Here is a 25,262-nt window from a genome sequence, read left to right as displayed (position 1 = left end):
TTACCTAATTCAAAAGCCCTATTTATCAAGACTCATGGTTAACTAATGGTTCAAGCTGTTTTGCCATCCAGTCAGCGATAAAGGGTTGGGCGTCACGGGTTGGGTGGATGCCGTCTTCCATGATCCATTCGGTTTTTTGATAGATCTGCTCCATAAAGAAAGGCAACAGCGGAAGATCAAACTGCCGCGCCAGCCGTGGATAGATGGCGCTGAACGATTCAGTATAGCGGCGTCCGTAGTTGGTCGGCAGACGGATTTGCATCAGCAGGGGTTTGGCCTTGGCCTGCCTGACCAGCGTGATGATTTTGGTCAGATCCTGCTCGATATTTGGAGCGGGAAAACCCCGTAGTCCATCATTGCCGCCGAGTTCGATCAGAACCCAGCGCGGCTGATGTTGTTTCAGCAAGGCCGGAAGACGCGCCAGCCCTTGAGCGGCGGTATCTCCGCTGATACTGGCATTAACGATATTGGCGTTTTTGCGCTGTGTCTGCCACTGTTGGTTTAACACGGCAGGCCAGGCCTCAGCCACCGGCATCTGGTAGCCCGCACTGAGGCTATCGCCCAGAATTAATAAAGTGTCCGCCGCCAAAGCGCGGACACTGCATAATCCCAGAAGGAAAAGGACGGATACATGTTTGCGAAAACCAGTCCAGCGAGCGCTATGCCAACCAAAACCGGGCCCGTGGAAAACATTCTTGCAGTTCATCATCTTAGTAAGCACGTTGGTCAAGGGGAGAATCGGCTTTCCATCCTTACCGGAGTTGAGCTCATTGTCAAACCCGCGCAGACAATTGCGTTGATCGGCGAATCCGGTTCGGGGAAATCGACGCTGCTGGGGATCCTGGCCGGTCTGGATTACGGCAGTGAAGGCGACGTCAGCCTGATGGGAGAATCCCTGAGCAAACTGGATGAGGAAGGGCGCGCCGCGCTGCGCGCCAGATACGTGGGGTTTGTCTTTCAGTCTTTCATGCTGGTGCCAACGTTGAATGCGTTGGAAAATGTCCAGCTTCCCGCGCTGTTGCGCGGCGAGAGCGATAGCCACAGCCGAGGGCAAGCCGCGCAACTGTTGCAGCAATTAGGGCTGGGTGAACGCTTACATCATCTGCCGGCCCAGCTTTCCGGCGGCGAACAACAACGCGTCGCGTTGGCGCGGGCGTTTAGCGGTCGTCCTAAAGTGCTGTTTGCCGATGAGCCGACCGGCAATCTGGATCGTAAAACCGGCGAGCGGATTGTCGATCTGTTGTTTTCTCTCAATCGGGATTACGCCACCACGCTGATTCTGGTCACGCACGATGAACAACTTGCCGCCCGCTGCGAGCGCCGCTTGCGGCTGGTGGATGGCAAGCTGAGGGAGGATGCATGATCTGGCGGTGGTTTTGGCGCGAATGGCGTTCTCCTTCTTTATTGATTGTCTGGCTGGCGTTAACGCTGGCCGTGGCGTGCGTGCTGGCGCTGGGGACGATCAGCGATCGAATGGAAAAAGGGCTGAGCCAGCAGAGCCGTGATTTTCTGGCGGGCGATCGGGTGCTGAGGGCCGCGCGTCCGGTGGCGGAAGCGTGGCTTGCGCAAGCGCAGCAGCAAGGATTGACGCTTAGCCGGCAGATTTCTTTCATGACCATGACGTTCGCGGACGATACGCCGCAACTGGCGCGGGTAAAAGCGACCGACCAGCGTTATCCGTTATACGGCGAGTTGCAGACGCGGCCAGCCGGTTTGCGCGTTGAGCCCGGCACCGTGCTGGTGGCGCCAAGATTACTGGCGTTGCTGGGGTTGAAGGTCGGTGACATGCTGGATGTGGGTGACACGTCTCTGCGGATTAGCGGGGAAGTGATTCAGGAGCCGGACGCCGGCTTTAATCCGTTTCAAACGGCGCCGCGAATTCTGATGAGTCTGGACGATGTGGAAAAAACCGGCGCCATCCAGCCCGGCGGGCGTATTACCTGGCGCTATATGTTTACCGGAAATGAGCAGCAAATCAGTGAATTCAGCGCTTTTATCAAGCCGTTGCTCAAGCCCGATCAGCGCTGGTACGGCATGGAGGATTCCGAAGGCGCGCTGAGTCAATCGTTGAAGCGTTCGCAGCAATTCCTACTGCTTTCGGCTTTGTTGACGTTGTTGTTGTCCATCGCGGCGGTGGCGGTTTCCATGAGCCACTATTGCCGTAGTCGTTATGATCTGGTGGCGGTGCTTAAAACGCTGGGAGCCGACAGAACGGCGCTACAGCGGCTGATCGTCGGCCAATGGCTATCGGTGCTGGGGTTGGCGGCGTTGTGCGGCGGCCTGGTCGGGCTGGGGTTTGAAGCGTTGTTGATGAAAATGCTGGCGCCGGTGTTGCCCGTGGCGCTGCCCGCCGCGGGGTGGTGGCCGTGGGTATGGGCGCTGGGTTCGCTGGTGTTGATTTCACTGCTGGTCGGATTGCGCCCCTATCGCCTGTTGCTGGCGACACAACCGCTGCGCGTATTGCGTCAGGATGTGGTGGCGAACGTCTGGCCGTTGCGCTATTACCTGCCGGTGGTATTGGCGATCGTGGTGGGGTTGCTTGCCATACTGTCCGGCGGCAGTCCGCTTCTGTGGGCCGTGTTGGGCGGCATGGCGGTGCTGGCGCTACTTCTGGGAGTGATTGGCTGGGGCGGATTGCTATTGCTGCGCCGCCTGACGGTTCAGCGGCTGTCAATGCGGCTGGCGATTAGCCGTCTGCTGCGTCAACCCTGGTCGACGCTCAGCCAACTGGCGGCTTTTTCATTATCGTTCATGTTGCTGGCTTTGCTGTTGGTGATGCGGGGAGATTTACTGGATCGCTGGCAACAGCAGTTGCCGCCGGGCAGCCCGAATTACTTTCTGTTGAATATGACCGCGGAGCAGGTGCCGCAGGTAAAAACCTTCCTTGAACAGCATCAGGTTAAACCGGCGCAATTTTACCCGATTATTCGTGCGCGTCTGACCGAGATTAATCAGCAGACGGCGACGGAAGTGATCCGTGAGGATGATCCCGGCGGCGACACGGTCAACCGGGAACTGAATCTGACCTGGCTGGACGGTCTTCCTGAACACAATGTGCTGCTTGAGGGGCAAGCGCCGAAAGCGGGTGAAGTGTCGATGGACGGGGAAGAAGCCAAAGAGATGGGCATTAAAATCGGCGATACGCTGACCTTTACCGCCGATACGCAGCCGTTCAGCGCCAAAGTGACCAGTTTCCGGCAGGTGGATTGGGAAAGCCTGCGCCCGAATTTCTTCTTTATCTTTCCGCCTGGCGCGTTGGATAACCAGCCGCAGTCCTGGCTGACCAGTTTCCGCTATGAAGGCGACGAGAAGATGATTACGCAACTTAACCGTCAGTTCCCGACATTGAGCGTGCTGGATGTCGGCAGCATTCTGCGTCAGGTCGGTCAGGTATTGCAGCAGGTGAGCCGGGCGCTGGAAATCATGTTGGTACTGGTGCTGTTCTGCGGCGTGCTACTGTTGCTGGCGCAAATTCAGGTGGGGATGCGTCAGCGGCGTCAGGAATTGATGGTTTACCGCACGTTGGGCGCGGGGCTGCGTTTGTTGCGCACCACCCTTTGGTGTGAGTTTGCGGTGTTGGGACTGGTGGCGGGAACCGCCGCCGCCATTGGCGCGGAAGCGGCGTTGTGGGCGCTGCAACGTCAGGTCTTCAACTTCGCCTGGGAACCCAACTTCATCATGTGGGCGGCATTGCCGTTGTCCGCCGCCTTGCTGTTGTCGCTGTGCGGTGGCTGGCTGGGGGTGCGATTGCTGCGCGGCAAAGCGCTGTTCCGGCAGTTCGCGGGATAAAATAATGATGTGGCCGACGATGCCGGCCACATTGCTGTTACACATTGCTGTTATAAGCGCAGAACCTGTTGGGGCGAACAGTACGTGGCGATTAGAAATCCACGCTGGCGCGCAGCACCACCTGACGCGGTTCACCGATGGCGACGCGCAGGTTATTCCCGCTGGACGGATAATAGGTTTTATCAAACAGGTTTTTCACGTTGATCTGCCATTTTACCTTATAGCCGTTAAGCGGCAGGCTATAGGCCACGAACGCGTCAGCCACCGTATAGTCATCCAGATAGAAGCTGTTTGCCGCATCGCCCGCGCGACGGCTTACATAACGCGCCCCGGCGCCGGCGCGCAGGTTATCGCCGCCAGCCAGACCAATATTGCCGAAATCCTGTGTCAGGAATAAAGACGCGGTATGGCGGGCGGCATTCGGCATTCTGTTGCCGTCATTGTCGGGATCGGCGGTCACGCGGGCATCGGTATAAGCGTAGGAACCTATCAAACTGAGCGAGTCGGTCAGTTTGCCGGCCAGATCCAGTTCAACGCCCTGTGAACGAACTTTCCCGGCGGTGCGGCTAACGGTTTCGCCATCAATGCTTTCGCTGACCATCACGTTACTTTTTTCAATATCAAACAGCGCCAGATTACCGGTAATACGGTTAGGCAAGTCCAGCTTGGCGCCGATCTCGTAGGATGTGCCGATCTCAGGCGGCAGCGCGCCGATTTGCGTCGCGATAGACGAGTTGGGCTTAAATGATTCGCTGTAGCTGGCATAGAGTGAAGAATAGGACGTCAGGCAGTAAATAATTCCGGCGCGCGGCACGACGCGATTGTACGCGCTATCGGTACGAGTAACGAACGGCCGTCCTTTACCGGCCATGACATCGAAGCTGTCGTAGCGCAGACCGCCCAACAATTGCCAGCGGTCGTTCAGGCGGATCACATCCTGCATAAAGAAGCCGGTACTGTCGATATTTTCCCGTTGATCGCTCTGTGAGGCGATAACCGAACTGGATTCAGCAAGATTGCCGTAGACCGGGTTGTAAATATTAAAGACGTCAGAGGCGGATCCTTGCAGCATATCGCCGCGGTATGTGCGGTCGGCTTCGTAAACAAAACCGAACAGCAACTGGTGATTGATGCGCCCCCAATCCACATCGCCGTTCAGCGTTAACTGCACGGCCTGCGTCTGAGCATGGGCATAGCCGGTGGAGTCTGCTCTGCGAGACAGATTGCCGGTATCGGCATCATAACTCATCGCCCGCGCCTGATTATCGCTGTAACGGTTGCGGTTATAGGCGTAAGTCAGGCTGCTTTTCCAGCGGTCGGTCAGATTGCGTTCGACTTGCAGGGTGATGCTATCCTGATCGCCGCGGGTGGCGTTGTAATGCTCGTCGAAACGGCGATCACGCGGGGTATTCACCGGCTTACCGGTGTTGGTGTCGATAACGGTGCCGCGATCGAATGGCGTCAGGTATTCCATATGTTCGTATGCCACCCGCACGGTGGTGTCTTCGCCGTACCACATCAGCGACGGCGCGATAGTGGTCTGGCGGTTGCGGCCAAAGTTACGCCAGTAGTCGTTTTCATTATGATCGACCACCATACGGTAAGCCAGCCCGGACGCGCCCAGCGGCCCGGTAACATCCAACTGACCGCCGCCGCCGTTAAAACTGCTGCCCCAGCCTTCAATATGGGTTTTCTGTTGCAGTTCGGGTTTTTTGCTGATGATGTTGATGATCCCGCCGGGCTCACCCATGCCGTATAACATCGACGCCGGGCCTTTCAGTACCTCGACGCGTTCGCTGGTGGGCGTGAAATTACGTGCCTGAATCGAGCGAACGCCGTCCCGAAACAGTGAACCATCACGGTTATCGCCAAAGCCGCGTTTGATAAGCGCATCCTGGGTGCCGCCGAGCGTGTTGGATTGGGTGATCCCGCTGACGTTATACAAGGCTTCGTCAATATTGCGCACCGCACGGTCTTTGAGTACCTGTGCTTGCACCACATTCACCGCTTGCGGCACATCAAGCAGGCGGCTTTCGCTACGGGTTCCGGTAGTAGTCATATGCGGTTGGTAATCGGTATCTGCGGGTGCTTCGCTGGTGGCGGTAACCAACAGGGTATCGTCTTTGGCGGCGCTGGCCGCCTGCGCGCCAAACGGCAGCAGAACGAGCAACGGCCACCCGTTACGGAATGTCTTGTTATTCATGCGAAAGCTGGCTCCAATAAGTCCCTGAAAAATCGATAGGTAAAAATTGCTGGTAAAGTTCTTGTAGGGTGCGTTGCGGATCAAGATCGGCAAAGAGGTCGGGATATAACGCTTTGGCAAACATCTCCACCATCACCACGTGATAGGGGCTGAGGTAGAAGTTGTGCCACATGCTCCAGGCGCGGCCTGTCTGTACCGCTTCAAGATGAGAAAGAATCGGTTCCTGACGGATCAGGTTGCTGAAGCTGATTTGCGCTTGCGCTTTCGTTACCATTGGCCCCAGCATCAGGCTGGAGAACCGCTTGCCGTCGGGACCCGCCATGCCGGTGGCGATGTAAACATCGGGTTTGGCCGCCAGTACGCGTTCCGGGCTAAGTTCGCCGTAGACGCTGTTGATAGCGCCGGCGGCGATATTTTCACCACCGGCAAACGTCAGCAAATCGCCAAGATTTCCACCGACGGCCGTGGTGCAACAGGTATCGCGGCGGCCGAGATGCAGATGCAGCATCACGGTGGTTTTTTTACCGTAATGTTGGGCGATTCGCTCTTTAATCACCGCCATATGTTGCTGATAGAAGGCGCTGAAGGCGGCGGCTCTTGGTTGTTGATTCAGGACTTCACCCAGCAGGCGCAGACTTGGCAGCGTGTTGTTGAGCAAATCCACGCGCAAATCGACATAAATCACCGGCACCCCGGCGCGTGCCAGTGTTTGTTCCAACTGCGCTTCGTTAGCCGAGTGTTTTGCCAGACGCGGTAAAATCACCAGATCGGGTTTAAGCGGTAGCAGTGATTCCGCGTTCACGGTTTGCAGACTACCGTTACCTAATTGTGGGATGCGGGCAATTCGTGAAAATTTTTCTGTGTAGCGCGTCCAGCTTTGTGCATCGTAACGCGGCATATCACCCGGCCAACCCACCACATTTTTTGCCGGATCACCCGGTTCCAGCAGCGCCAATGTGTACAACATCCGGCTTTCACCCAGAATAATACGCTGAGGGTTATCCGGGATCTCGACCTGTCGGCCCTGAATATCGGTAACGGTTTTAGCCAGTGAAAACGGACTGAGCAGTAATAGGGAAATGAGTAAGAGGGTACGCATAATGGCATCGGTAAAAAATCAGGTAGCGAAAGATAATCATTGTCATTCTTGTTTACAACGTACATTGAGTAGGGGAATTGTGGGGAAAAAGGAATGTCTTTTTATATCGATGGGTTATGTAGGGCGGGTAAGGATAATTAACTATTGAAAGCGTTGTGCGGCACTGGGGCTGTTGCGCCTGGGAGGAGGGGAAAGAAAACCCTTAATCTGGCGTGCCAGATTAAGGGCGGGCTGACAATTTCATCGTTGCTATGCTATTGCGCAGCATAACCCTGTGCGGGAATGCGCGTGCCGTCAAGCCATGCCTTGTTTTCACACATCACCAAACGTCCATTCAGGAACCAATTCACCACCATAGGGTAAAGAGTGTGTTCCTGCGTTTGTACGCGGGCGCTCAGCGTTTCTTCCGTATCATTGCTAAAGACCGGCACTTTCGCCTGTATAATTAGCGGGCCGCCATCCAGATCGTCGGTGACAAAATGTACCGAGGTTCCGTGTACGGCATCGCCATTTTCCAGCGCCTTGCGGTGCGTATGTAGACCGGGATATTTCGGCAACAGCGAGGGATGGATGTTGAGCATTTTGCCTGCAAACTGCGCGACGAAATCTGGACTCAGTATCCGCATATAGCCCGCCAGAACAACCAGCGCGGGGTGATATTGCTCGATTTCCTGCGCCATCGCCGCATCATAGGCGACGCGATCGGGAAAGGCTTCCGGGCTGAGGATATGTGTCGGGATATCGGCTTCCAGTGCAATCTGTAGACCGTACGCGTCGGGATTATTACTGAATACCGCGGCTATCTTCCCTTTCATTCGTCCATGCTTGCAGGCGTCAATCAACGCCTGCAAGTTGCTTCCCTGACCAGATATTAAGACAACGATGTTTTTCATCAGTTAATAACCACTGAGTCTCCGGCATCGGTTTGCGTAATGACGCCGATTTTCCATGCATTTTCGCCACTGCCGTTCAATAAAGCGATGGCCTCGTCTGCCTGCTCGGTCGGCATTGCGATGATCATACCAACACCACAGTTAAAAGTGCGATACATTTCGTGTCGGCTGACATTGCCGGCCTGTTGCAGCCAGTTAAAGATCGCCGGCCATTGCCAACTGGATTCATCAATCGTCGCTTGCATACCTTGCGGCAGCACGCGTGGAATATTTTCCCAGAAACCGCCGCCGGTCAGATGGGAGATCGCGTGTACGTCGACCTGTTCAATCAGGGACAGGATCGATTTCACGTAAATTCTGGTCGGCGCCAGCAGATGGTCAGCCAATGTTTTGCCTTCCAGCATAAACTGCTCAGGATTGGTCTGGCTGACCGTAAGAATTTTGCGTACCAGCGAGTAACCGTTTGAGTGCGGCCCGCTGGAGGCGAGGGCGATCAGAACGTCGCCGGCTTGTACTTTGCTGCCGTCGATGATTTCGGATTTTTCAACCACGCCAACGCAGAAACCGGCGACATCGTAATCTTCGCCGTGGTACATACCCGGCATTTCAGCCGTTTCGCCGCCGACCAGCGCGCAGCCGGACTGTTTGCAGCCTTCCGCGATACCGGTGATCACGCTGGCGGCCGTATCCACGTCCAGCTTGCCTGTGGCGTAATAGTCGAGGAAAAACAGCGGCTCGGCGCCCTGAACAACCAGATCGTTCACACACATGGCGACCAAATCGACGCCGATCGTATCGTGACGTTTGAGATCCATTGCCAGACTCAGCTTGGTGCCGACTCCGTCAGTGCCGGAAACCAGAATCGGTTCACGGTATTTTTGCGGTAAGGCGCATAAGGCGCCGAAACCACCCAGCCCACCCATGACTTCCGGGCGACGGGTTTGTTTCACTACACCTTTGATACGGTCTACTAATGCGTTGCCAGCATCAATATCCACGCCTGCGTCTTTATAGCTGAGAGAGGTTTTGTCGGTCACTGCGGAGTCCCCACGGAGGTTACAATTTGTGGTTAAAAAAATTGAGCGCGCTAATTCTAGCAGTGTGGGCAAACGTTTGCGAGTGATGTGTCGCCGGTTGCCGATTTTTCCCCGGCTTGCAATCAATCGGGCATCCGCAGTAATTTCCCTTATCGGTTGATCTGGATCAGGCTTACCGTATAGCGCCAGGTAAAAAAGCGGTATAATCCGGCGATTTTTTTTGCGATGGTTATCCCGCCCGCCGTCCTGCGGGCCGCCGTAAACGGCGTTTAGCAACGTCCTGGACGTTTTTGTCCGTCCACTGTCCCGGGGAGAATAATGATGAAGATCGTCGAGGTGAAACATCCGCTCGTCAAACATAAACTTGGCCTGATGCGCGAAAATGATATCAGCACCAAGCGTTTTCGTGAGTTGGCTTCAGAAGTCGGAAGTTTGTTGACCTATGAAGCAACGGCTGATTTAGCCACCGAAAAAGTGACCATTGACGGTTGGTGCGGCCCGGTTGAAGTCGATCAAATCAAAGGCAAAAAAATTACTGTCGTGCCTATCCTGCGAGCCGGTCTGGGGATGATGGAGGGCGTGCTGGAAAATGTGCCCAGCGCCCGTATCAGCGTCGTCGGTATTTACCGCAATGAAGAAACGCTGGAGCCGGTCCCCTATTTTCAGAAGCTGGTTTCCAACATCGAAGAGCGTATGGCGCTGGTGGTTGACCCGATGCTGGCAACGGGCGGTTCGATGATCGCCACGATTGACCTGCTGAAAAAAGCGGGTTGTCAAAGCATCAAAGTGCTGGTGCTGGTTGCCGCCCCGGAAGGGATCGCCGCGCTGGAGAACGCGCACCCGGATGTTGAGCTTTATACGGCGGCGATCGATAAGGGGCTTAATGAGCGTGGTTACATCATGCCAGGACTGGGCGACGCGGGCGATAAAATATTTGGTACTAAATAGCAGGCAGGCCGACTGAATTAGTCGGCTTTTTTTTGGCGTGAACCGCGCCGCAATAACATAAAGTCTGACTGGACCGGCTGCGTCGCGGCGGGCGAGTCTGGCTGTCATAACAGGTGCGGACATTAATCCGCACACAATAAACAGCAACGTTACAGAGGATATAAAAGATGACTCGTCGCGCCATCGGGGTAAGTGAACGACCGCCCTTGCTGCAAACCATCCCGCTGAGCTTCCAACATCTGTTCGCGATGTTTGGCGCCACTGTTCTGGTGCCGATCCTGTTCAAGATCAATCCAGCGACCGTCCTGTTATTCAATGGTATCGGGACGTTGCTTTACCTGTTTATCTGTAAAGGCAAAATTCCCGCCTATCTGGGTTCAAGCTTCGCCTTTATTTCTCCGGTATTGCTGCTATTGCCGCTGGGTTATGAGGTTGCGCTGGGCGGTTTTATCCTATGCGGCGTGCTGTTTTGTCTGGTGGCGCTGATTGTCAAAAAGGCCGGGACAGGCTGGCTGAATGTGTTATTTCCGCCTGCGGCAATGGGCGCGATTGTCGCGGTAATCGGCCTGGAACTGGCGGGCGTCGCTGCGGGTATGGCGGGATTATTGCCCGCCGACGGTACGCCTAGGGATACCACGGCGGTAACGATTTCGCTGACCACGCTGGTGGTGACGATCCTCGGATCGGTGATGTTTCGTGGTTTTCTGGCGATTATCCCGATTCTGATTGGCGTGTTGGCGGGGTATGCGCTGTCATTTGTCATGGGCGTGGTGGATTTTACTGCCATCAGTGAGGCGCGCTGGTTCGCGCTGCCGACGTTTTACACGCCGCGTTTCGAATGGTTTGCCATTCTGACGATTCTTCCCGCCGCATTGGTGGTTATCGCCGAGCATGTCGGCCATCTGGTTGTGACGGCCAATATCGTCAAAAAAGATCTGATGCGTGATCCGGGGCTGCATCGTTCCATGTTCGCCAACGGCCTCTCTACCGTATTATCCGGCTTTTTTGGTTCAACGCCCAATACCACCTATGGCGAAAACATCGGTGTGCTGGCGATCACCAAGGTATACAGTACCTGGGTGATTGGCGGTGCGGCGATCATCGCCATTCTGCTTTCCTGCGTGGGTAAACTGGCGGCGGCGATTCAGGCGGTGCCGGTGCCGGTAATGGGCGGCGTGTCGCTACTGTTGTATGGGGTTATCGGCGCATCGGGGATCCGCGTGCTGATTGAGTCCAAAGTGGATTACAACAAAGCGCAGAACCTGATCCTGACCTCGGTGATCCTGATCATCGGCGTCAGCGGCGCCAAAGTTCATCTGGGCGCGACCGAACTGAAAGGTATGGCGCTGGCTACCGTGGTGGGTATTGGTATGAGCCTGTTATTCAAGGTGATTAGTCTGTTTCACAAAGAAGAAGTGATTCTTGATGCGCCTGATGCGCAAGACACCGCCCATCGTTAACGCGCTGTTCAGCCGTGGCAATCCGCCTTGTTTCCCCTGTTGAGGAACGCCCTCAACAGGGCCGGGTTTCTGTGATAGACTCGGCTGGTTTTCCTGCCTGTCTTGCTTGAGGTGATTCTGAACACGCCGGCACAGCTTTCATTGCCACTTTATTTACCGGATGACGAAACGTTCGCCAGTTTCTATCCGGGAGAGAACGCATCTCTTCTGGCCGCTATTACCAACGCGTTGCGTCAGGAACACGGAAGTTACATTTACTTCTGGTCGCGGGAAGGGGGCGGTCGCAGCCATCTGCTGCATGCCGCTTGCGCCGATTTATCTCGTCGTGAACAGGCGGTTGGCTACGTGCCGTTGGATAAACGGGCCTATTTCGTGCCCGAGGTGCTGGATGGCATGGAACAACTGGCGCTGGTATGCATCGATAACATTGAATCCATTGCCGGCGACGAAGCCTGGGAAATGGCCGTCTTCAATCTCTATAACCGTATTCAGGAAACCGGACGCACCCGTTTGCTGATTACCGGCGATCGTCCTCCGCGTCAGCTCAATCTCGGCCTTCCCGATCTCTCATCACGTCTTGACTGGGGACAGATTTACAGACTGCAACCCTTGTCCGACGAGGAAAAGGGCGAAGCGCTGAAACTGCGGGCGAAACTACGTGGTTTTGAACTGCCGGAGGATGTCAGCCGCTTTTTGCTCAAACGTCTGGATCGTGAGATGCGCACGTTGTTTATGACGCTGGATCAGCTTGATCATGCTTCCATCACCGCACAGCGCAAACTGACTATTCCTTTTGTAAAAGAGATCCTCGGACTGTAATTTACAGTATCTCCAGCACCTGCTCCGGCGGACGCCCAAGGCGAGCCTGTTGTCCGACCACCACAATAGGGCGTTCAATCAGTTTGGGATTATCGACCATCGCCTGAATCAGTTCCGCTTCCGTCAGTGACGAATCGGAAAGATTTAATTGCTGATAAATGTCTTCTTTCCGGCGCATCAAATCGCGGGCGCTCTTCATGCCGAGCTGATGCAGCAGGCGGGTGAGCGTGGCGGCATCGGGCGGGGTGTCCAGATAGCGCACGACTTCAGGGTTAATATCATGTCGCTGTAGCAGCGCCAACGTTTCTCGGCTTTTGGAACAGCGCGGATTATGGTAAATCGTTACGTGTTTGGTCACGGTAAATCATCCTCAAAGTCTGTCTGGTGTCAGGATTTCTGATATTGACGAAAACGCTGCTGAAGTTGGCGCAACTGGTCGATGCGCGCATCGTAGCGGGCCTGTTCCAGACTGCCGAGTTTCACCAATGAACTGGCATTGCCGAGTAGCCGGATGGATTGATCCAGTTGTCCGTTCAACGCCATGCTTTCCGCTCTGGCCGATAACTCTTCCGCCCGCGATCCCTTAGCGGCCGAGGCTTGCGCCAGCAAATCCCAACCGTTGGGATCGTCAGGATGCGCATAGGTATAGCGATAGAGAATTCTACTTGCCGCCTCAGGTTGTTTCCCTTCAACGTAGGCATTGGCCAGGTTAAGTTGCAGTACCGGATTGCTTTGTACGCCCGCCTGGTTTTGCAGCCGGACGATGGCCTGAGCCGCACGGTTTTGCCCCAGATCGATATCTGTCATTAAATCCAGAAACCACGGGCTATTGGGGGCCTTATTCAATAGCGGCTGTAAGATATTACGGGCTTCATCGTATTTTTTGGCCTGATACAGACGGATAGCCTGCCCATATTGGGCGGCCTGTTGTTCACGCGCATTTCCTTTTGCCCAGGCATCCAGCAGGTCGTCGCTAAGCGGTCGGTCCGGCGAACCATACATGCCGAAAGTACGGACCTTGGCGAACAGAAAATCCTGTGAGGATTGAACCGATGTGGAACGCATCTGATTGGCGCGGTTTCGCGCATCCGCCAGACGGCTTTCAGGCAAGGGATGAGTAAGCAGAATTTCCGGCGGCTTTGACGCATAGCGTGATTGATCGGCCAGTTTTTGCATGAAGTTCGGCATGGCTTGCGGATCAAAGCCGGCGCGTTGCAACACCTGGATACCGATGCGATCCGCTTCCTGTTCGTTGGCCTGGGTAAACGTGATCATGCCTTGTTGGGCGCCTGCCATCGTCCCGCTTAACGCCGCCATACCCAACTGCGGATTCGCCATCGCCAGCAGAATGGAGCCCAACGCGCCCACCCAGGTCAGCGGCGCGTTGCGCTGTTGCGACTCCATCGTTCGCGCCAGATGACGCTGTGTGACGTGTGAAATTTCATGCGCCAGTACCGAAGCCAGTTCGCTTTCGTTATCCGCGTAGCGGAACAGCGCGGAATGCAGCACTACGTTACCGCCAAAAAAGGCGAAAGCGTTGATGTCATCATTGCGGATCAGGAAAAAGTGGAAAGGCGTTCGCACCGAATCCGCCTGTTTCACCAACTGATTGCCCAACTGATTAATGTAATTGGACAACAAAGGGTCGTTAATCAGCGGCGCCCCGGCCCGTAACTGACGGACATAAAAATCGCCCATCGCCAGTTCCTGATTGATGCTGAGCGTGCCGCCGGCAGTGGTGCCGATATCTGGCAGCCGATCTTGTATGTCGGCCTGAACGGGAAGCTGGGGGCTGGCCAGTAGCGTCCCAAGCAGAATGGCGGCGACCGTTTTTCTCAACCGGTTAGACATAACGGAAAATAACCTTTTCAACAGCCAACATGAAAGAGAGTAGCTAACCATCTTAGCCAGCAGCGGCAAACAAAGAAATATTCGGATGGGAAAAACACGGCGGAGACAGCAAATGCGGGTGGCAAACCGCACAATGGAAACCAGCACCCCAAGATAAGGTGCCGGTTGGATTACCCGAAAACGCGAGATTAAATGCCTTTCAGATAATTGAGAACGATGTCGTGATGATTGCTGGTTTTGAAATCGTCAAAAACCTTTTCCACTTTACCGTCTTCATCGATCAGAAAGCTGATGCGATGAATGCCGTCATAGGTTTTCCCCATGAAGGTTTTTTCGCCCCAGACGCCAAATCCGCCGGCGACCTCATGATTTTCATCCGATAACAACGTGAAATTTAATAGCTCTTTTTCGGTGAAGAGGGACAATTTTTCAGGTTTGTCGGTGCTGATGCCCAGCACTTCAACGCCATATTTTTTCAGGTCATCCATATTGTCGCGCAGTCCGCAGGCTTGTACGGTACATCCCGGCGTCATGGCTTTGGGGTAGAAGTACACCAACACTTTCTGTCCCTGGAAGTCGGTCAAATTTACTTGTTCGCCATCCTGGTCGGGCAAGCTAAATTTCGGTGCGATATCACCGGCTTTCAGTGTATTCATCACTACTCTCCGTCTTTTCTCTTCATGCTGTGGATAGTTCACGACGCTAATACTGCCTTGTGCGTGCAGTTCTGTACATAGCTGATGGAAGGCCGACTCAATTATTGAACCGTCCAGCATGGCAGGGCTGTGCGCAGTGATTTGAATATACAACTGCGGCGGTTTGTCGCCTTCGGCGCTTTGCGTTTTGGAAACCAGTTCGGCAATGTTCATCTGGTGGGAATCGAACAAGTCGGTAAAACGCTCGATGATATGAGGCGAGTCGGCGACATCCACTTTCACCCACACGGTGGAAGGCATGGGGAGCCGGGCCTGGGATTCGGTGCGTTTCATGACGATCAGCAGATCCATTTCCGCCCCTTTTAGCGGCAGGGTGGATTCGATCAGGTTAATCGCGTTCCAGCTTCCAGAAAGTAGCATGATAAAGGTGAATTCTTTGCCCAGCATGGCAAGACGGCTATCTTCGATATTACATCCGCAACTGCTGACGTGGCGGGTAATCGCGTTGACAATTCCGGGGCGATCGACGCCCAGAGCCGTAATGACCAGATAATGTTCTTGTGAGCTCGGCAAAATGATGCTTCCTGTCCTTCTTCATCAAAACCACATGGTAAACATAAAAAATTGCCGGGAGCCATTTTTAACGCCGCTTGCGGCGGCCTGTGGAAGAAAACGTCAGAAGCGTTTTTAATGTTGATCGCAGTATCATAAAAAAACCTGCGCCGGACGCCGACAACGCTGTTGCGCGCTTGCTTTTGCATAGACGTCAAAAGTACCATGAAGCACTTGTTTGTGGAGGGAATGGCCAATGTTTACGGGAAGTCTTGTTGCGCTGGTTACACCGATGGACGCCAAAGGCGCCGTCGATCGTGCGAGCCTGAAAAAACTGATTGATTATCATGTCGCTAGCGGAACATCAGCGATTGTCTCTGTCGGAACGACAGGGGAGTCGGCCACATTGAGCCATAATGAGCATGGCGATGTGGTGATGATGACGCTGGAACTGAGTGATGGCCGTATTCCGGTTATTGCCGGCACGGGCGCCAATGCTACCGCAGAAGGTATTTCATTAACCAAACGTTTTCACGGTACGGGGGTGGTGGGTTGCCTGACGGTCACGCCGTATTACAATCGCCCGACTCAGGAAGGGTTGTATCAGCATTTCAAAGCGATTGCCGAGCATACCGACTTACCGCAGATCCTATATAACGTGCCTTCCCGCACTGGCTGTGACATGCTGCCGGAGACGGTCGCGCGTTTATCTGAAATTAAAAATATTGTTGCGATTAAAGAGGCCACGGGGAACTTAAGCCGGGTTAGTCAGATCCAAGAACTGGTCAGAGAAGACTTTATTCTGCTGAGCGGTGATGATGCCAGTGGTCTGGACTTTATGCAGCTTGGCGGCAAAGGCGTCATTTCCGTCACCGCCAATATCGCGGCCCGTGAAATGGCCGAGCTTTGCAAGCTGGCGGCGCAGGGGAATTTTGTTGAAGCGCGTCGTTTGAATCAGCGTCTGATGCCGTTGCATAAAAAATTATTTATCGAACCCAATCCTATCCCGGTGAAATGGGCTTGCAAGGAGTTGGGACTGATGGCGACCGATACGCTTCGCCTGCCGATGACGCCGTTAACCGATTCTGGTCGCACGGTGGTCGGGCAAGTGCTAAAGCAGGCGGGTTTGCTGTAATCGTTAGGGAGATTTAATGAGTTATTCATTACAAAAGTCGATGGTGGCGAAAGTCGTTGGCATATCATTGGTTATGTTGTTAGCGGCTTGTTCCAGCGATCAACGCTATAAGCGTCAGGTCAGCGGCGATGAATCCTATCTGGAGACGCCGGAGCACCAGGCGCTGAACACGCCGGGCGGGATCATTCTACCGGTTCAGAACGGAGACTATGATATACCGCCCGCTACCCTGAAGGGCGCTATCGGCAAAGATCTGGATATCCGCCCGCCGGTGCAGCCATTGGCTTTGTTGAATGGTTCCCGAACCCAGATTGCGGGTGGTACGGCAACGTTGTTGTTAGAAAACAACGCGCAAAATAGCCAGCTTTGGTCTCAGGTCATCCGTGTTTTACAAGAGAAATCGTTCACTATCGCCGATCGTCAGGATGCCAGTCAGACATTGACGACGGACTGGATCTCATGGCCACGTCAGGATGAAGATGTCCCGTATCAGGGACGTTACCAGATTGCGGTTCAGCAGCAGGGCTACCAAATAGCGCTGGTGGTAAAACTGCTGGCGTTGCAGTTGAACAATAATCCTGTCGCCGCGCCCGACCAGATTCAGCGCTATACCGGACTGATGCTGAACACCCTCAGCGAAGCATTGGACAGCCAGGCGACCGCCCGCGAGAATGCGTTGGCAAACCGCGCCAGCGGATCGCTGGATGTGCAGAGCGGTTCGGACGATACCGGCTTGCCGCTGTTGATTGTCCGTGGCCCTTACACCGTGGTGTGGGAGCGTCTGCCCGCGGCCTTGAGCAAGATCGGCATGACCATCAATGATCGCAGTCGTCCGCAGGGTTCGGTTTCCCTCACCTACAAGGCGCCCGGCAGCGGCACCTGGGATGATTTAGGCGCGAAAGATCCTGAACTGCCTAATGGCGATTACAAATTGCAGGTCGGCGATCTTGATAACCGCAGCAGTCTGCAATTTATTGACGGCAAAGGACATACGCTAAGCCAATCGCAAAACGATGCGCTGGTGGCCGTACTTCAGGCGGCGTTTAATTAGTAACGTGTCAGGGTCGGATTTTCCGGCCCTTCTTCATTATTCAACAACCTGATACCCAAAGTAATTGAAGTCGCTGTCCGGCAGTAAACCAGGCATCCTGACGAGCTTGTGCAGACAAGTGGGCGGGAGGCGCCAATACCGCTGGCGGTAGTCGCTTCAAATAAGAAGGGGATAAGCGTTAAATTCTCGGGCCGTCTGTGGTTGGCCCTCACTGTGCGGAGTAATAAAAGATGCAAAAGCTAGCTGAGTTGTATCGTGGGAAGGCGAAAACAGTCTACACCACTGAAGATCCTGATCTGCTGGTGCTGGAGTTTCGCAATGATACGTCAGCAGGGGATGGTGCTCGTATTGAACAGTTTGATCGTAAAGGGATGGTGAATAACAAGTTCAACCATTTCATCATGAGCAAACTGGAAGAAGCCGGGATCCCCACGCAAATGGTAAGCCTGCTTTCCGATACGGAAGTGCTGGTAAAAAAACTGGAGATGGTGCCGGTAGAGTGTGTGGTGCGTAACCGTGCCGCCGGGTCGCTGGTAAAACGTCTGGGGATCGAGGAAGGTATCGAATTGAACCCGCCGCTATTTGATTTGTTCCTGAAAAACGATGCGATGCACGATCCGATGGTGAACGAGTCTTACTGCAAGACGTTCGGCTGGGTGAGTGAAGAAAATCTGGCTCGCATGAAAGAACTCAGTTACAAAGCGAATGATGTGCTGAGCAAACTGTTTGGCGATGCCGGTTTGATTCTGGTGGATTTCAAATTGGAATTTGGTTTATTCAACGGTGAAATCGTGTTGGGCGATGAGTTTTCTCCTGATGGCAGTCGGCTGTGGGATAAAGCGACGCTGAATAAAATGGATAAAGACCGTTTCCGTCAGAGTCTGGGTGGTCTGATTGAAGCGTATGAAGAAGTCGCACTCCGTATCGGTGTAAAACTGGACTAACAGCGCAATCGTTTACGTAGCGGTCCGTCAGACTGGTGATGCGTCTGACAGACTGACTGTGTGCTTCGATCTATAATTTATCAATCTATGATCCTCTTCTGATTACCATTACCCTGATGCCTTGCGCTCACTGGTCACGTATGCCCGTTTGTTTCATGAGTGGCGCATTCTCTGTGCATTGACGCATAAATGATCCACTGTAGAACATCGAACGGACCGGATGATCCTGGTTAGAAGGTAAACTGGAGTACATGACATGTCCTATAGAGAGAAAGGCGCCGCCCGACCGGAAGATAGCTTGTTGAAACAGGTGAGTCTGCCCGCACTGGTGCTGCACCAACGGGCGCTGGAGCACAATCTGCGCTGGATGCAGAATTATGCTGATGAACATCGTGCGCAATTGGCGCCGCACGGAAAAACCACCATGACGCCCGCACTTTTTCAGCGTCAGCTAGACCAGGGCGCATGGGGCATTACGCTGGCGACGGCGGTACAAAGCACAGTGGCTTATGAGCACGGCGTGCGGCGAATTCTGATGGCTAATCAGCTTGTCGGCGAGCCCAATATGGCGATTATCGCCGGTTTGCTGAAGCAAGGCGGGTTGGAGTTCCACTGTCTGGTGGAAAACCCGGATAATGTGCGGGCGCTGGGAGATTACTTTGGCGCTCAGGGATTGCAGTTGAACGTGATGCTGGAAATCGGCGTGTCGCAGGGGCGCTGCGGGTGCCGCAACGATCAGCAGATTAACGCGGTGTTGGCCGCTATCGACGCCGCGCCTGCACTGACGCTGACGGGCATTGAAGGCTATGAAGGCGTGATCCACGGCGAACAACCGGAAAGCGCGATCCGGGCGTTTGCCGCTTATCTGGTGGAAACCGCGGTGTCGTTACAGGAACAGGGAAAATTTGGCATCGGTCATCCTTATGTCACCGCATCCGGCTCCGCCTGGTACGATTTGATCGCGGGCGAGTTTACGCGCTTACAGGTGGATTCGCGCTTTATTCCGTTGTTGCGGCCCGGATGTTATCTGGTTCACGATCATGGGTTATATAAAGCAGCGCAGACTGGCGTATTGCACCGTCACCCGGAAATGGACGGCGCCTTGCAGCCAGCCATGGAAGTGTGGGCGCATGTGCAATCTCTGCCCGAAGCGGGATGCGCCATTATCGCGCTGGGTAAACGAGATATTGCGTTTGACGCGCACTATCCCGAACCGTTGCGCCATTATCCCGTTGGAGAGGATGAGCGCGAGGCCGTGGTCTTCGGGGCGGATTACCGCGTCACGGCAATAATGGATCAGCACGTCTTTTTGCAAATACCGGCGCAACATGGCCTGCGTGTCGGCGACATCATTGCGTTTGGCGCCTCTCATCCGTGCCTGACGTTCGATAAGTGGCGTCAGGTCAGTCTGGTGGATGATGAGTTGAACGTTGTTGAAATAATGCCGACATTTTTCTGATTCATGGGCAAGGATTTTTCATGGCCTATTTTGATCCGACCTTGTTAATTTTACTGGCGCTGGCAGCACTGGGCGTTATCAGCCATAACATGACGGTGACGCTGGCGATCCTGATTTTACTGGCGGTGCGTATTACACCGCTGAATAACTATTTTCCGTGGGTGGAAAAATACGGTCTGAGTATCGGGATCGTCATTCTGACCATTGGCGTTATGGCGCCTATCGCCAGCGGAAAAATCAGCGCTAACGAGGTGATGAGCGCGTTCCTGCACTGGAAATCGCTGCTGGCGATGTTGATTGGCGTCGCGGTGTCGTGGCTGGGCGCGCGCGGTGTTTCCCTGATGAGCAGCCAGCCTTCGGTGGTGGCGGGGTTGCTGGTCGGCACAGTGATGGGCGTCGCTCTGTTTCGCGGCGTTCCTGTCGGGCCATTAATCGCCGCCGGTTTGCTGTCTCTGCTGATCGGCAAGAACTGATCTCGCGGTGACTGGCATGTTGCGTGACTTTTTAAGCAGCCAATCTCAACAATGCCGCTACGGTGTTCGCCGCATGCTGGTATTGAGCGGCGAGCAGGAGTGGAGCGCGGCCCAGGCGTTGTCGCTCACGGCTCACGCCGGGGGAAACTGGCTATGGCTCAGCGATCGTGCGCCGACGGGCGTAACCTCGTTAGCCCCAGGTAAAGTTCGCACACGGCTTGGGCATGAACTTGGTCACGTGGTGTTTGATGCCCGTTATGGGCTGGATGTCGAGGCGCTGGCGATGTTGTCCGGGACGCTTCAGGCGGGAAGCTGGCTATTATTGTTGGTTCCCCCGTGGCGGACGTGGCGACACTTGCCGGATGAAGACAGCCTGCGCTGGAGCGAACAGACGCAGCCGATTGCCGCACCGCGATTTATTCAGTATTCCCAGCGCCATCTGCTCGCGGATGATGAGGTCGCGATCTGGCGTCAGGGGCAGGCGTTGACGATCACCCCCTTGACCCGGCGACCCGACTGGCGGCCCGTCAGCGGAGAACCTACCGCCGGACAACAACATATTCTGGCTCAACTGCTCGCCGCCCAGCCGGGCGTTTATGTCATTACCGCGCCGCGCGGACGGGGAAAATCGACGCTGGCAGGCATGTTGACGCAACGCTGTGCCGGCCCCTGCTGGATAACCGCGCCGTCACGTTCGGCGACGGCGGTGCTCCAACACTATGCGCGCTCTGATGTCCGCTTCTGGGCGCCCGATGCGCTGCTGGAGTATTGCCGACTCAATCCACAGCCGCAGATTGACTGGCTGTTGATTGATGAAGCCGCGGCGATCCCATCGCCGCGCCTGAGCGCGCTGCTCCACTATTTTCCCCGCATACTGATGACGACCACCGTGCAGGGATATGAGGGCACCGGACGCGGGTTTCTGCTGAAGTTCTGTGCGGGTTTACCGCAGTGGCAGGCATTTACGCTGGACGAACCGTTGCGTTGGGCGCGTCACGATCCGCTGGAGCGGGTGCTGGATAATGCGTTGCTGTTCGCTGAACCGTTATCCCATGCGCAAAATCAGACGGATGGCGCGACTAGCGAGTCGTGTTCGTCATGGGACATCACCAAAGAGCATCCCGATGACTGGCTGCGCCAGCCGTCGCGGATGCGGCAATGTTACGCGTTATTGTGCAGCGCCCATTATCGTACCTCGCCGCTGGATCTGCGGCGCTTGCTGGATGCGCCCGGCATGCATGTGTACAGCGCCCGCGCATCGGGTGAGGTAAGCGGCGTGCTGTGGATGGTGGATGAGGGCGGGTTGTGCGCGGAACTGGCGCATGCGGTTTGGGCCGGGGTGCGGCGTCCTCGCGGAAACCTGGTGGCGCAGTCGCTGGCGGCGCATGGCGGATTATGGTACGCGCCAATGTTGCGGGCGCGGCGTATTAGCCGTATCGCCATCGCCGCGGCGCACCGTCGGCAAGGCATTGGGCACGCGTTGATTGAACAACAAAAACGCCTGGCTCAGACGCAGGGGCTGGATTATTTGTCCGTCAGTTTTGGTTATCAGCCGGATTTATCGGCGTTCTGGCAGTCATGTGGTTTTCAACTGGTGCGTATCGGCAGCCATCTTGAATCCAGCAGCGGCTGTTACAACGCGATGGCGTTATTTCCCCTGAGTAACGCCGGGCGGCAATGTGTAGAACAGGCCGTGGGACAACTGGCGCGGGACTGGGGCTGGCTGCGGCGCATCATTCCGCTTGATTTATCGCTGCCGCTGGATGAGAACGCCGGGCTGGATGAGCAGGACTGGCGCACATTAGCCGGATTCGCGTTTGCCAGCCGCCCGATGGCGTCTTGTTATGCGTCGCTGTGCCGCTTGGTTTATCGTTCCCGGCTGGCGTTGCCGGCATTGCGTCTGCTGATTGAAAAATCGCTTGATGAAGCGTCGTCAACAACTCTGTCCGGCTGGTCGGGGAAAAAGGCGTTATTACGGCAGTGGCGTGAGGAAACCGCCGCCGCACTGCATGATGAGGATGTTGCATCTTATGCGTATTGGCGCGACTGGACGACATTTGGACCGGCGGCGGGTTGATGGAATACCGCGTTGTTGCAAAAAATGGAACATCTCATTCAATAAATCCCGATTTCTCCCTGTGACGCGTGGCGTATAGTAAATGTCAAATCATGACCTGGCCGTTGCCGATATCCATCACGCAGCGGTTGCTTGCAGGAGCAACAAAGTGAATCAGCACTATCTTGTGGTACAAAATCCCACGATGCCAAAACAGTTTTTTTTACTCTTTCATGGCGTCGGCGATACGGCGGGCGGCATGGCGCCGATTGGCCGCTATTTCGCCGCGGCGTTTCCTGATGCGCTGGTGGTCAGCATTGGCGGGCCGTTCAGCACCGGATATGGGGACGGGCGCCAGTGGTTTTCCGTACAAGGCGTGACGGAAGAAAATCGTCACGCGCGCGTTGAACCGGCTGTCCCGCTGTTTGTGGAAACCGTCCGTTTCTGGCAACAGAAAAGCGGGGTGGATTTCACCCATACGGCGCTGATTGGTTTCTCGCAAGGCAGCATTATGTCGCTGGAATCTTTAAAGTCCGCACCGCAACTCGCCGGACAGATTGTGGCTTTCAGCGGACGTTTTGCCGTGCTGCCCGATAACGTGTTCAAGGATGTCGCGGTACATCTGATTCACGGCGAAGCGGATGGCGTGGTCGCGGTAGAGCATGCCCGCGCCGTCGCTCAGTGCTTTGAGGCGTTGGGAACCCATTTCACGCTGGATACCTTACCGGGCGTCGGGCATGGTATTAATGAACAGATGCTGAATCATGCGCTGGGGTATTTACGGCAAGGCATGACGGCATAAACGGGCGGAAAGCTTTGTTCCGGCACCCTGATGACTGTGCCATCAGGGCTTTTTCTGCGGCCAGTCATCGTCTTCGTCATCCCATTTATCGTTATTGTCGCGATGTGGGGGAAGTTTTGGTTTATTGAGTAAAAAGCCAGTGTGATCAACATTGCGCAGTTCTTTGATGCCGTTGATCAACATGCCTATCAGGATAATCAGGATTATCCACCAGTAGTCAGCCAGCCATGCCATGATTAAGCTCCATCAACGTTATGGATAAAACGGGTAAACAGCAGGGGCAGATGTCGGCATAACCACTCAGAACCTTCGATATCTTCGCCTTGCCATGCCGAGCGGATAATCTCTGAGGTAAGCTGTTCTTCCGCATACTGCGCCAGTGGATAATAGCTGATGTGCCAGGGTTCTGCTGCGACGCCGCCAAGATCGTGAGCATACGGACGATAGAATTCATATTCGTGCATATGCTCGCTCAACCAGATATTCAGCAACGAAAAGTAACCGCCATCCTCATATTCCCAAGGCTCCAACTGGAGCTTTTTCCCCTCCGGCAATAAATCCGGGTCGTAAACATCCAGATCGCTGCCCCAGTGATGTCGGCTGGCGCCGGGCATCGCTGACCAGCGCAAGATCGCCTTGCAGCGATCGCCTTCATTCAAGGTCAGGATATCCAACGGTTGACCATCATGGCCGATGACCGGGCGCTCGCCGGTGAATTTTCCATTCCAGATTAAACGCTGGCGCTCAAAGTCACGAAAGGTGCTGGCCGGTTGCAGATTAAACCCGTCTTTGGCCGCCGCCTGCTGCATCGCCTGAAATGCGATGATGGTGTCAGGGTGCAGACGATGAAGGCCACTTAATGTGGCCAGATGACGGTCGCTTTTACCGGTAAGCATGGCATGCGTCATCATGCGATTAGTTGCTCCATAACGCGTTGATATATCCGGCTTAATAACTGTAAGTCCGCCGCGCTGACGCACTCGTCCACTTTGTGTATTGTGGCGTTAACCGGACCGAGTTCCACGACCTGTGCTCCCATGCGAGCGATAAAACGTCCGTCGGATGTGCCGCCGTTGGTTAGCAGTGTGGGTGTCACTTCGTTGTAATGTTCTACGGCATTAACCACCGCATCAACCAGTTCGCCACGGGTGGTCAGAAATGGCTGACCGGAAAGATTCCAGTCGATAGTGTAGTTCAGTTGGTGACGATCAAACAGATCCGCAACACGCTGTTTGATAAGCTCATCCGTCAGTTCCGTGCCGAAACGGAAATTGAACTGTACCGATAACTCCCCAGGGATCACATTATTGCTACCGGTGCCGGCATGAATGTTGGCGATCTGCATACTGGTTGACGGGAAGAATTCATTCCCTTGATCCCATTCCGTCGCCACCAGTTCATGCAGCGCGGACATGGCGCGGTGTACGGGATTATCCGCCAGATGCGGATAAGCGACATGACCTTGCACGCCTTGTACCCGCAGATTGGCGGTGATGGAACCACGGCGACCGTTTTTCACCACATCGCCGACCACATTGGTGCTGGATGGCTCGCCGACCAGACAATAATCGAGCCGCTCGTCGCGCGCCATTAACGCATCGACTACTTTGATCGTACCGTTTACGGCGCTGGCTTCCTCATCCGAGGTGATGAGAAAGGCTAAACGTCCCTGATGATCGGGATTGGCGGCAACAAACCGTTCCGCCGCCACCACCATCGCGGCCAGCGAACCTTTCATATCGGCGGCGCCGCGGCCATATAACATCCCGTCGCGGATAGTCGGTTCGAAAGGCGGATGCTGCCAGCGGCTTTCGTCACCGCTGGGTACGACATCGGTATGTCCGGCAAATGCCAGGGTTTTCCCGGTGCCGCGCCATGCCCAGAAATTCAGCGTATCGCCAAAATTCATGGGTTCGATAGTGAAACCGATGGCTTGAAGGCGTTCAATCATGAGTGACTGACAACCTTCATCTTTGGGGCTGAGGGACGGGCGTTTGATCAGTTGTTGGGCGAGTTCGATGACCGGGCAAGACAC

General features: G+C 55.0%; 23 protein-coding genes and 1 pseudogene. 12 read left to right on the top strand and 12 right to left on the bottom strand.

Annotated features, from left to right (window positions below; translation table 11 throughout):
- Window positions 1-25: 25 nt before the first annotated feature.
- Entirely contained in the window at window positions 26-706 is a 681-nt protein-coding gene (gene tesA, locus DES54_RS00710; protein WP_205680159.1) for a multifunctional acyl-CoA thioesterase I/protease I/lysophospholipase L1, read from the bottom strand.
- Here tesA and ybbA point away from each other — a divergent pair.
- Window positions 662-1,363, top strand: coding sequence for a putative ABC transporter ATP-binding protein YbbA (ybbA, locus tag DES54_RS00705; protein ID WP_205680154.1), 702 nt, complete (start codon window positions 662-664; stop codon window positions 1,361-1,363). The two genes, tesA and ybbA, sit on opposite strands and share 45 nt — an antisense overlap.
- On the top strand, window positions 1,360-3,789 hold the full coding sequence (gene ybbP, locus DES54_RS00700) for a putative ABC transporter permease subunit YbbP (protein WP_113864703.1): 2,430 nt from the start codon (window positions 1,360-1,362) through the stop codon (window positions 3,787-3,789). The genes ybbA and ybbP overlap by 4 nt, the downstream gene beginning before the upstream one ends.
- Before the next feature lie 91 nt (window positions 3,790-3,880).
- Here the strand turns inward: ybbP and DES54_RS00695 are convergent, their stop codons facing one another.
- The 4 genes from DES54_RS00695 to purM all read right to left on the bottom strand — a co-directional run bounded on the left by DES54_RS00695 (window position 3,881) and on the right by purM (window position 9,021).
- Window positions 3,881-5,992, bottom strand: coding sequence for a TonB-dependent siderophore receptor (locus tag DES54_RS00695; RefSeq protein WP_113864702.1), 2,112 nt, complete (start codon window positions 5,990-5,992; stop codon window positions 3,881-3,883).
- Window positions 5,985-7,091: an ABC transporter substrate-binding protein gene (locus DES54_RS00690; protein WP_113864701.1), complete on the bottom strand. Its 1,107-nt coding sequence runs from the start codon at window positions 7,089-7,091 to the stop codon at window positions 5,985-5,987. Before DES54_RS00690 ends, DES54_RS00695 begins: the two co-directional genes overlap by 8 nt.
- Before the next feature lie 254 nt (window positions 7,092-7,345).
- Window positions 7,346-7,984 (bottom strand): phosphoribosylglycinamide formyltransferase, encoded by a 639-nt coding sequence (gene purN / locus DES54_RS00685; RefSeq protein WP_113864700.1) that lies wholly within the window; start codon window positions 7,982-7,984, stop codon window positions 7,346-7,348.
- Window positions 7,984-9,021 carry a phosphoribosylformylglycinamidine cyclo-ligase gene (purM, locus tag DES54_RS00680; protein ID WP_113864855.1) on the bottom strand — a complete coding sequence of 346 codons (1,038 nt, stop codon included), beginning with the start codon at window positions 9,019-9,021 and terminating at the stop codon, window positions 7,984-7,986. Before purM ends, purN begins: the two co-directional genes overlap by 1 nt.
- Window positions 9,022-9,342: 321 nt before the next feature.
- Here purM and upp point away from each other — a divergent pair, with 321 nt between their 5' ends.
- The 3 genes from upp to hda all read left to right on the top strand — a co-directional run bounded on the left by upp (window position 9,343) and on the right by hda (window position 12,248).
- A complete protein-coding gene (gene upp / locus DES54_RS00675; protein ID WP_113864854.1) occupies window positions 9,343-9,969 on the top strand; it encodes a uracil phosphoribosyltransferase in 627 nt (208 codons plus the stop codon).
- 167 nt (window positions 9,970-10,136) lie between these two features.
- Window positions 10,137-11,429, top strand: coding sequence for a uracil permease (gene uraA / locus DES54_RS00670; RefSeq protein ID WP_113864699.1), 1,293 nt, complete (start codon window positions 10,137-10,139; stop codon window positions 11,427-11,429).
- 111 nt (window positions 11,430-11,540) lie between these two features.
- Complete coding sequence (gene hda, locus DES54_RS00665) at window positions 11,541-12,248, top strand: DnaA inactivator Hda (RefSeq protein ID WP_169050512.1); 708 nt, start codon at window positions 11,541-11,543, stop codon at window positions 12,246-12,248.
- 1 nt (window position 12,249) lies between these two features.
- Here hda and arsC read toward each other — a convergent pair whose 3' ends face one another.
- From arsC to DES54_RS00645, 4 genes and pseudogenes are all read right to left on the bottom strand, one after another.
- The gene (gene arsC / locus DES54_RS00660) at window positions 12,250-12,606 is read right to left on the bottom strand and encodes an arsenate reductase (glutaredoxin) (protein WP_113864697.1); all 357 of its coding nucleotides are present in this window, start codon (window positions 12,604-12,606) and stop codon (window positions 12,250-12,252) included.
- A 29-nt stretch (window positions 12,607-12,635) separates the two neighbouring features.
- On the bottom strand, window positions 12,636-14,099 hold the full coding sequence (gene bepA / locus DES54_RS00655; protein WP_113864696.1) for a beta-barrel assembly-enhancing protease: 1,464 nt from the start codon (window positions 14,097-14,099) through the stop codon (window positions 12,636-12,638).
- Window positions 14,100-14,287: 188 nt separating this feature from the next.
- Window positions 14,288-14,755, bottom strand: coding sequence for a thioredoxin-dependent thiol peroxidase (bcp, locus tag DES54_RS00650; protein ID WP_113864853.1), 468 nt, complete (start codon window positions 14,753-14,755; stop codon window positions 14,288-14,290).
- Window positions 14,756-14,770: 15 nt separating this feature from the next.
- Window positions 14,771-15,331 (bottom strand): annotated as a pseudogene (locus DES54_RS00645) (glycine cleavage system transcriptional repressor); the annotation flags it as partial.
- A gap of 232 nt (window positions 15,332-15,563) precedes the next feature.
- On the opposite strand from DES54_RS00645, the gene dapA reads away from it, so the two are divergent.
- From dapA to ypfH, 7 genes are all read left to right on the top strand, one after another.
- Complete coding sequence (dapA, locus tag DES54_RS00640; protein WP_113864695.1) at window positions 15,564-16,442, top strand: 4-hydroxy-tetrahydrodipicolinate synthase; 879 nt, start codon at window positions 15,564-15,566, stop codon at window positions 16,440-16,442.
- Between the two features lie 16 nt (window positions 16,443-16,458).
- Complete coding sequence (gene bamC / locus DES54_RS00635) at window positions 16,459-17,493, top strand: outer membrane protein assembly factor BamC (protein WP_113864694.1); 1,035 nt, start codon at window positions 16,459-16,461, stop codon at window positions 17,491-17,493.
- A 230-nt stretch (window positions 17,494-17,723) separates the two neighbouring features.
- Window positions 17,724-18,437 (top strand): phosphoribosylaminoimidazolesuccinocarboxamide synthase, encoded by a 714-nt coding sequence (purC, locus tag DES54_RS00630; protein ID WP_113864693.1) that lies wholly within the window; start codon window positions 17,724-17,726, stop codon window positions 18,435-18,437.
- Between the two features lie 256 nt (window positions 18,438-18,693).
- On the top strand, window positions 18,694-19,896 hold the full coding sequence (locus DES54_RS00625) for an amino acid deaminase (RefSeq protein ID WP_113864692.1): 1,203 nt from the start codon (window positions 18,694-18,696) through the stop codon (window positions 19,894-19,896).
- Between the two features lie 20 nt (window positions 19,897-19,916).
- Window positions 19,917-20,369 (top strand): DUF441 domain-containing protein, encoded by a 453-nt coding sequence (locus DES54_RS00620; RefSeq protein ID WP_113864691.1) that lies wholly within the window; start codon window positions 19,917-19,919, stop codon window positions 20,367-20,369.
- 16 nt (window positions 20,370-20,385) lie between these two features.
- Window positions 20,386-22,446 carry a tRNA(Met) cytidine acetyltransferase TmcA gene (locus DES54_RS00615; RefSeq protein WP_113864690.1) on the top strand — a complete coding sequence of 687 codons (2,061 nt, stop codon included), beginning with the start codon at window positions 20,386-20,388 and terminating at the stop codon, window positions 22,444-22,446.
- Window positions 22,447-22,594: 148 nt separating this feature from the next.
- Window positions 22,595-23,227 carry an esterase gene (gene ypfH, locus DES54_RS00610; RefSeq protein ID WP_113864852.1) on the top strand — a complete coding sequence of 211 codons (633 nt, stop codon included), beginning with the start codon at window positions 22,595-22,597 and terminating at the stop codon, window positions 23,225-23,227.
- Between the two features lie 42 nt (window positions 23,228-23,269).
- On the opposite strand, the gene DES54_RS00605 is transcribed toward ypfH, so the two are convergent.
- From DES54_RS00605 to dapE, 3 genes are read right to left on the bottom strand one after another with little or no spacing between them, the layout of a single operon-like run.
- On the bottom strand, window positions 23,270-23,461 hold the full coding sequence (locus DES54_RS00605; protein ID WP_113864689.1) for a YpfN family protein: 192 nt from the start codon (window positions 23,459-23,461) through the stop codon (window positions 23,270-23,272).
- Between the two features lie 2 nt (window positions 23,462-23,463).
- Window positions 23,464-24,138: a M15 family metallopeptidase gene (locus tag DES54_RS00600; protein WP_113864688.1), complete on the bottom strand. Its 675-nt coding sequence runs from the start codon at window positions 24,136-24,138 to the stop codon at window positions 23,464-23,466.
- Window positions 24,135-25,262, bottom strand: coding sequence for a succinyl-diaminopimelate desuccinylase (gene dapE / locus DES54_RS00595; protein WP_113864687.1), 1,128 nt, complete (start codon window positions 25,260-25,262; stop codon window positions 24,135-24,137). Before dapE ends, DES54_RS00600 begins: the two co-directional genes overlap by 4 nt.

The organism is Brenneria salicis ATCC 15712 = DSM 30166, assembly GCF_003315515.1.
In the GTDB taxonomy this organism is placed as follows: domain Bacteria; phylum Pseudomonadota; class Gammaproteobacteria; order Enterobacterales; family Enterobacteriaceae; genus Brenneria; species Brenneria salicis.
Note: the sequence above shows the minus strand (reverse complement) of the source record. Positions and strands in the feature narration are given on the sequence as shown.

Excerpts from the sequence above, each read along its gene's own strand:
- DES54_RS00600 (WP_113864688.1), bottom strand. The coding sequence starts at position 24,138 with ATGATGACGCATGCCATGCTTACCGGTAAAAGCGACCGTCATCTGGCC.
- DES54_RS00625 (WP_113864692.1), top strand. The coding sequence starts at position 18,694 with ATGTCCTATAGAGAGAAAGGCGCCGCCCGACCGGAAGATAGCTTGTTG.
- purN (WP_113864700.1), bottom strand. The coding sequence starts at position 7,984 with ATGAAAAACATCGTTGTCTTAATATCTGGTCAGGGAAGCAACTTGCAG.
- bamC (WP_113864694.1), top strand. The coding sequence starts at position 16,459 with ATGAGTTATTCATTACAAAAGTCGATGGTGGCGAAAGTCGTTGGCATA.
- ybbA (WP_205680154.1), top strand. The coding sequence starts at position 662 with ATGCCAACCAAAACCGGGCCCGTGGAAAACATTCTTGCAGTTCATCAT.
- DES54_RS00615 (WP_113864690.1), top strand. The coding sequence starts at position 20,386 with ATGTTGCGTGACTTTTTAAGCAGCCAATCTCAACAATGCCGCTACGGT.
- DES54_RS00620 (WP_113864691.1), top strand. The coding sequence starts at position 19,917 with ATGGCCTATTTTGATCCGACCTTGTTAATTTTACTGGCGCTGGCAGCA.
- dapA (WP_113864695.1), top strand. The coding sequence starts at position 15,564 with ATGTTTACGGGAAGTCTTGTTGCGCTGGTTACACCGATGGACGCCAAA.
- upp (WP_113864854.1), top strand. The coding sequence starts at position 9,343 with ATGAAGATCGTCGAGGTGAAACATCCGCTCGTCAAACATAAACTTGGC.
- bepA (WP_113864696.1), bottom strand. The coding sequence starts at position 14,099 with ATGTCTAACCGGTTGAGAAAAACGGTCGCCGCCATTCTGCTTGGGACG.
- tesA (WP_205680159.1), bottom strand. The coding sequence starts at position 706 with ATGAACTGCAAGAATGTTTTCCACGGGCCCGGTTTTGGTTGGCATAGC.
- DES54_RS00690 (WP_113864701.1), bottom strand. The coding sequence starts at position 7,091 with ATGCGTACCCTCTTACTCATTTCCCTATTACTGCTCAGTCCGTTTTCA.
- uraA (WP_113864699.1), top strand. The coding sequence starts at position 10,137 with ATGACTCGTCGCGCCATCGGGGTAAGTGAACGACCGCCCTTGCTGCAA.
- DES54_RS00605 (WP_113864689.1), bottom strand. The coding sequence starts at position 23,461 with ATGGCATGGCTGGCTGACTACTGGTGGATAATCCTGATTATCCTGATA.
- DES54_RS00695 (WP_113864702.1), bottom strand. The coding sequence starts at position 5,992 with ATGAATAACAAGACATTCCGTAACGGGTGGCCGTTGCTCGTTCTGCTG.
- purC (WP_113864693.1), top strand. The coding sequence starts at position 17,724 with ATGCAAAAGCTAGCTGAGTTGTATCGTGGGAAGGCGAAAACAGTCTAC.
- ybbP (WP_113864703.1), top strand. The coding sequence starts at position 1,360 with ATGATCTGGCGGTGGTTTTGGCGCGAATGGCGTTCTCCTTCTTTATTG.
- bcp (WP_113864853.1), bottom strand. The coding sequence starts at position 14,755 with ATGAATACACTGAAAGCCGGTGATATCGCACCGAAATTTAGCTTGCCC.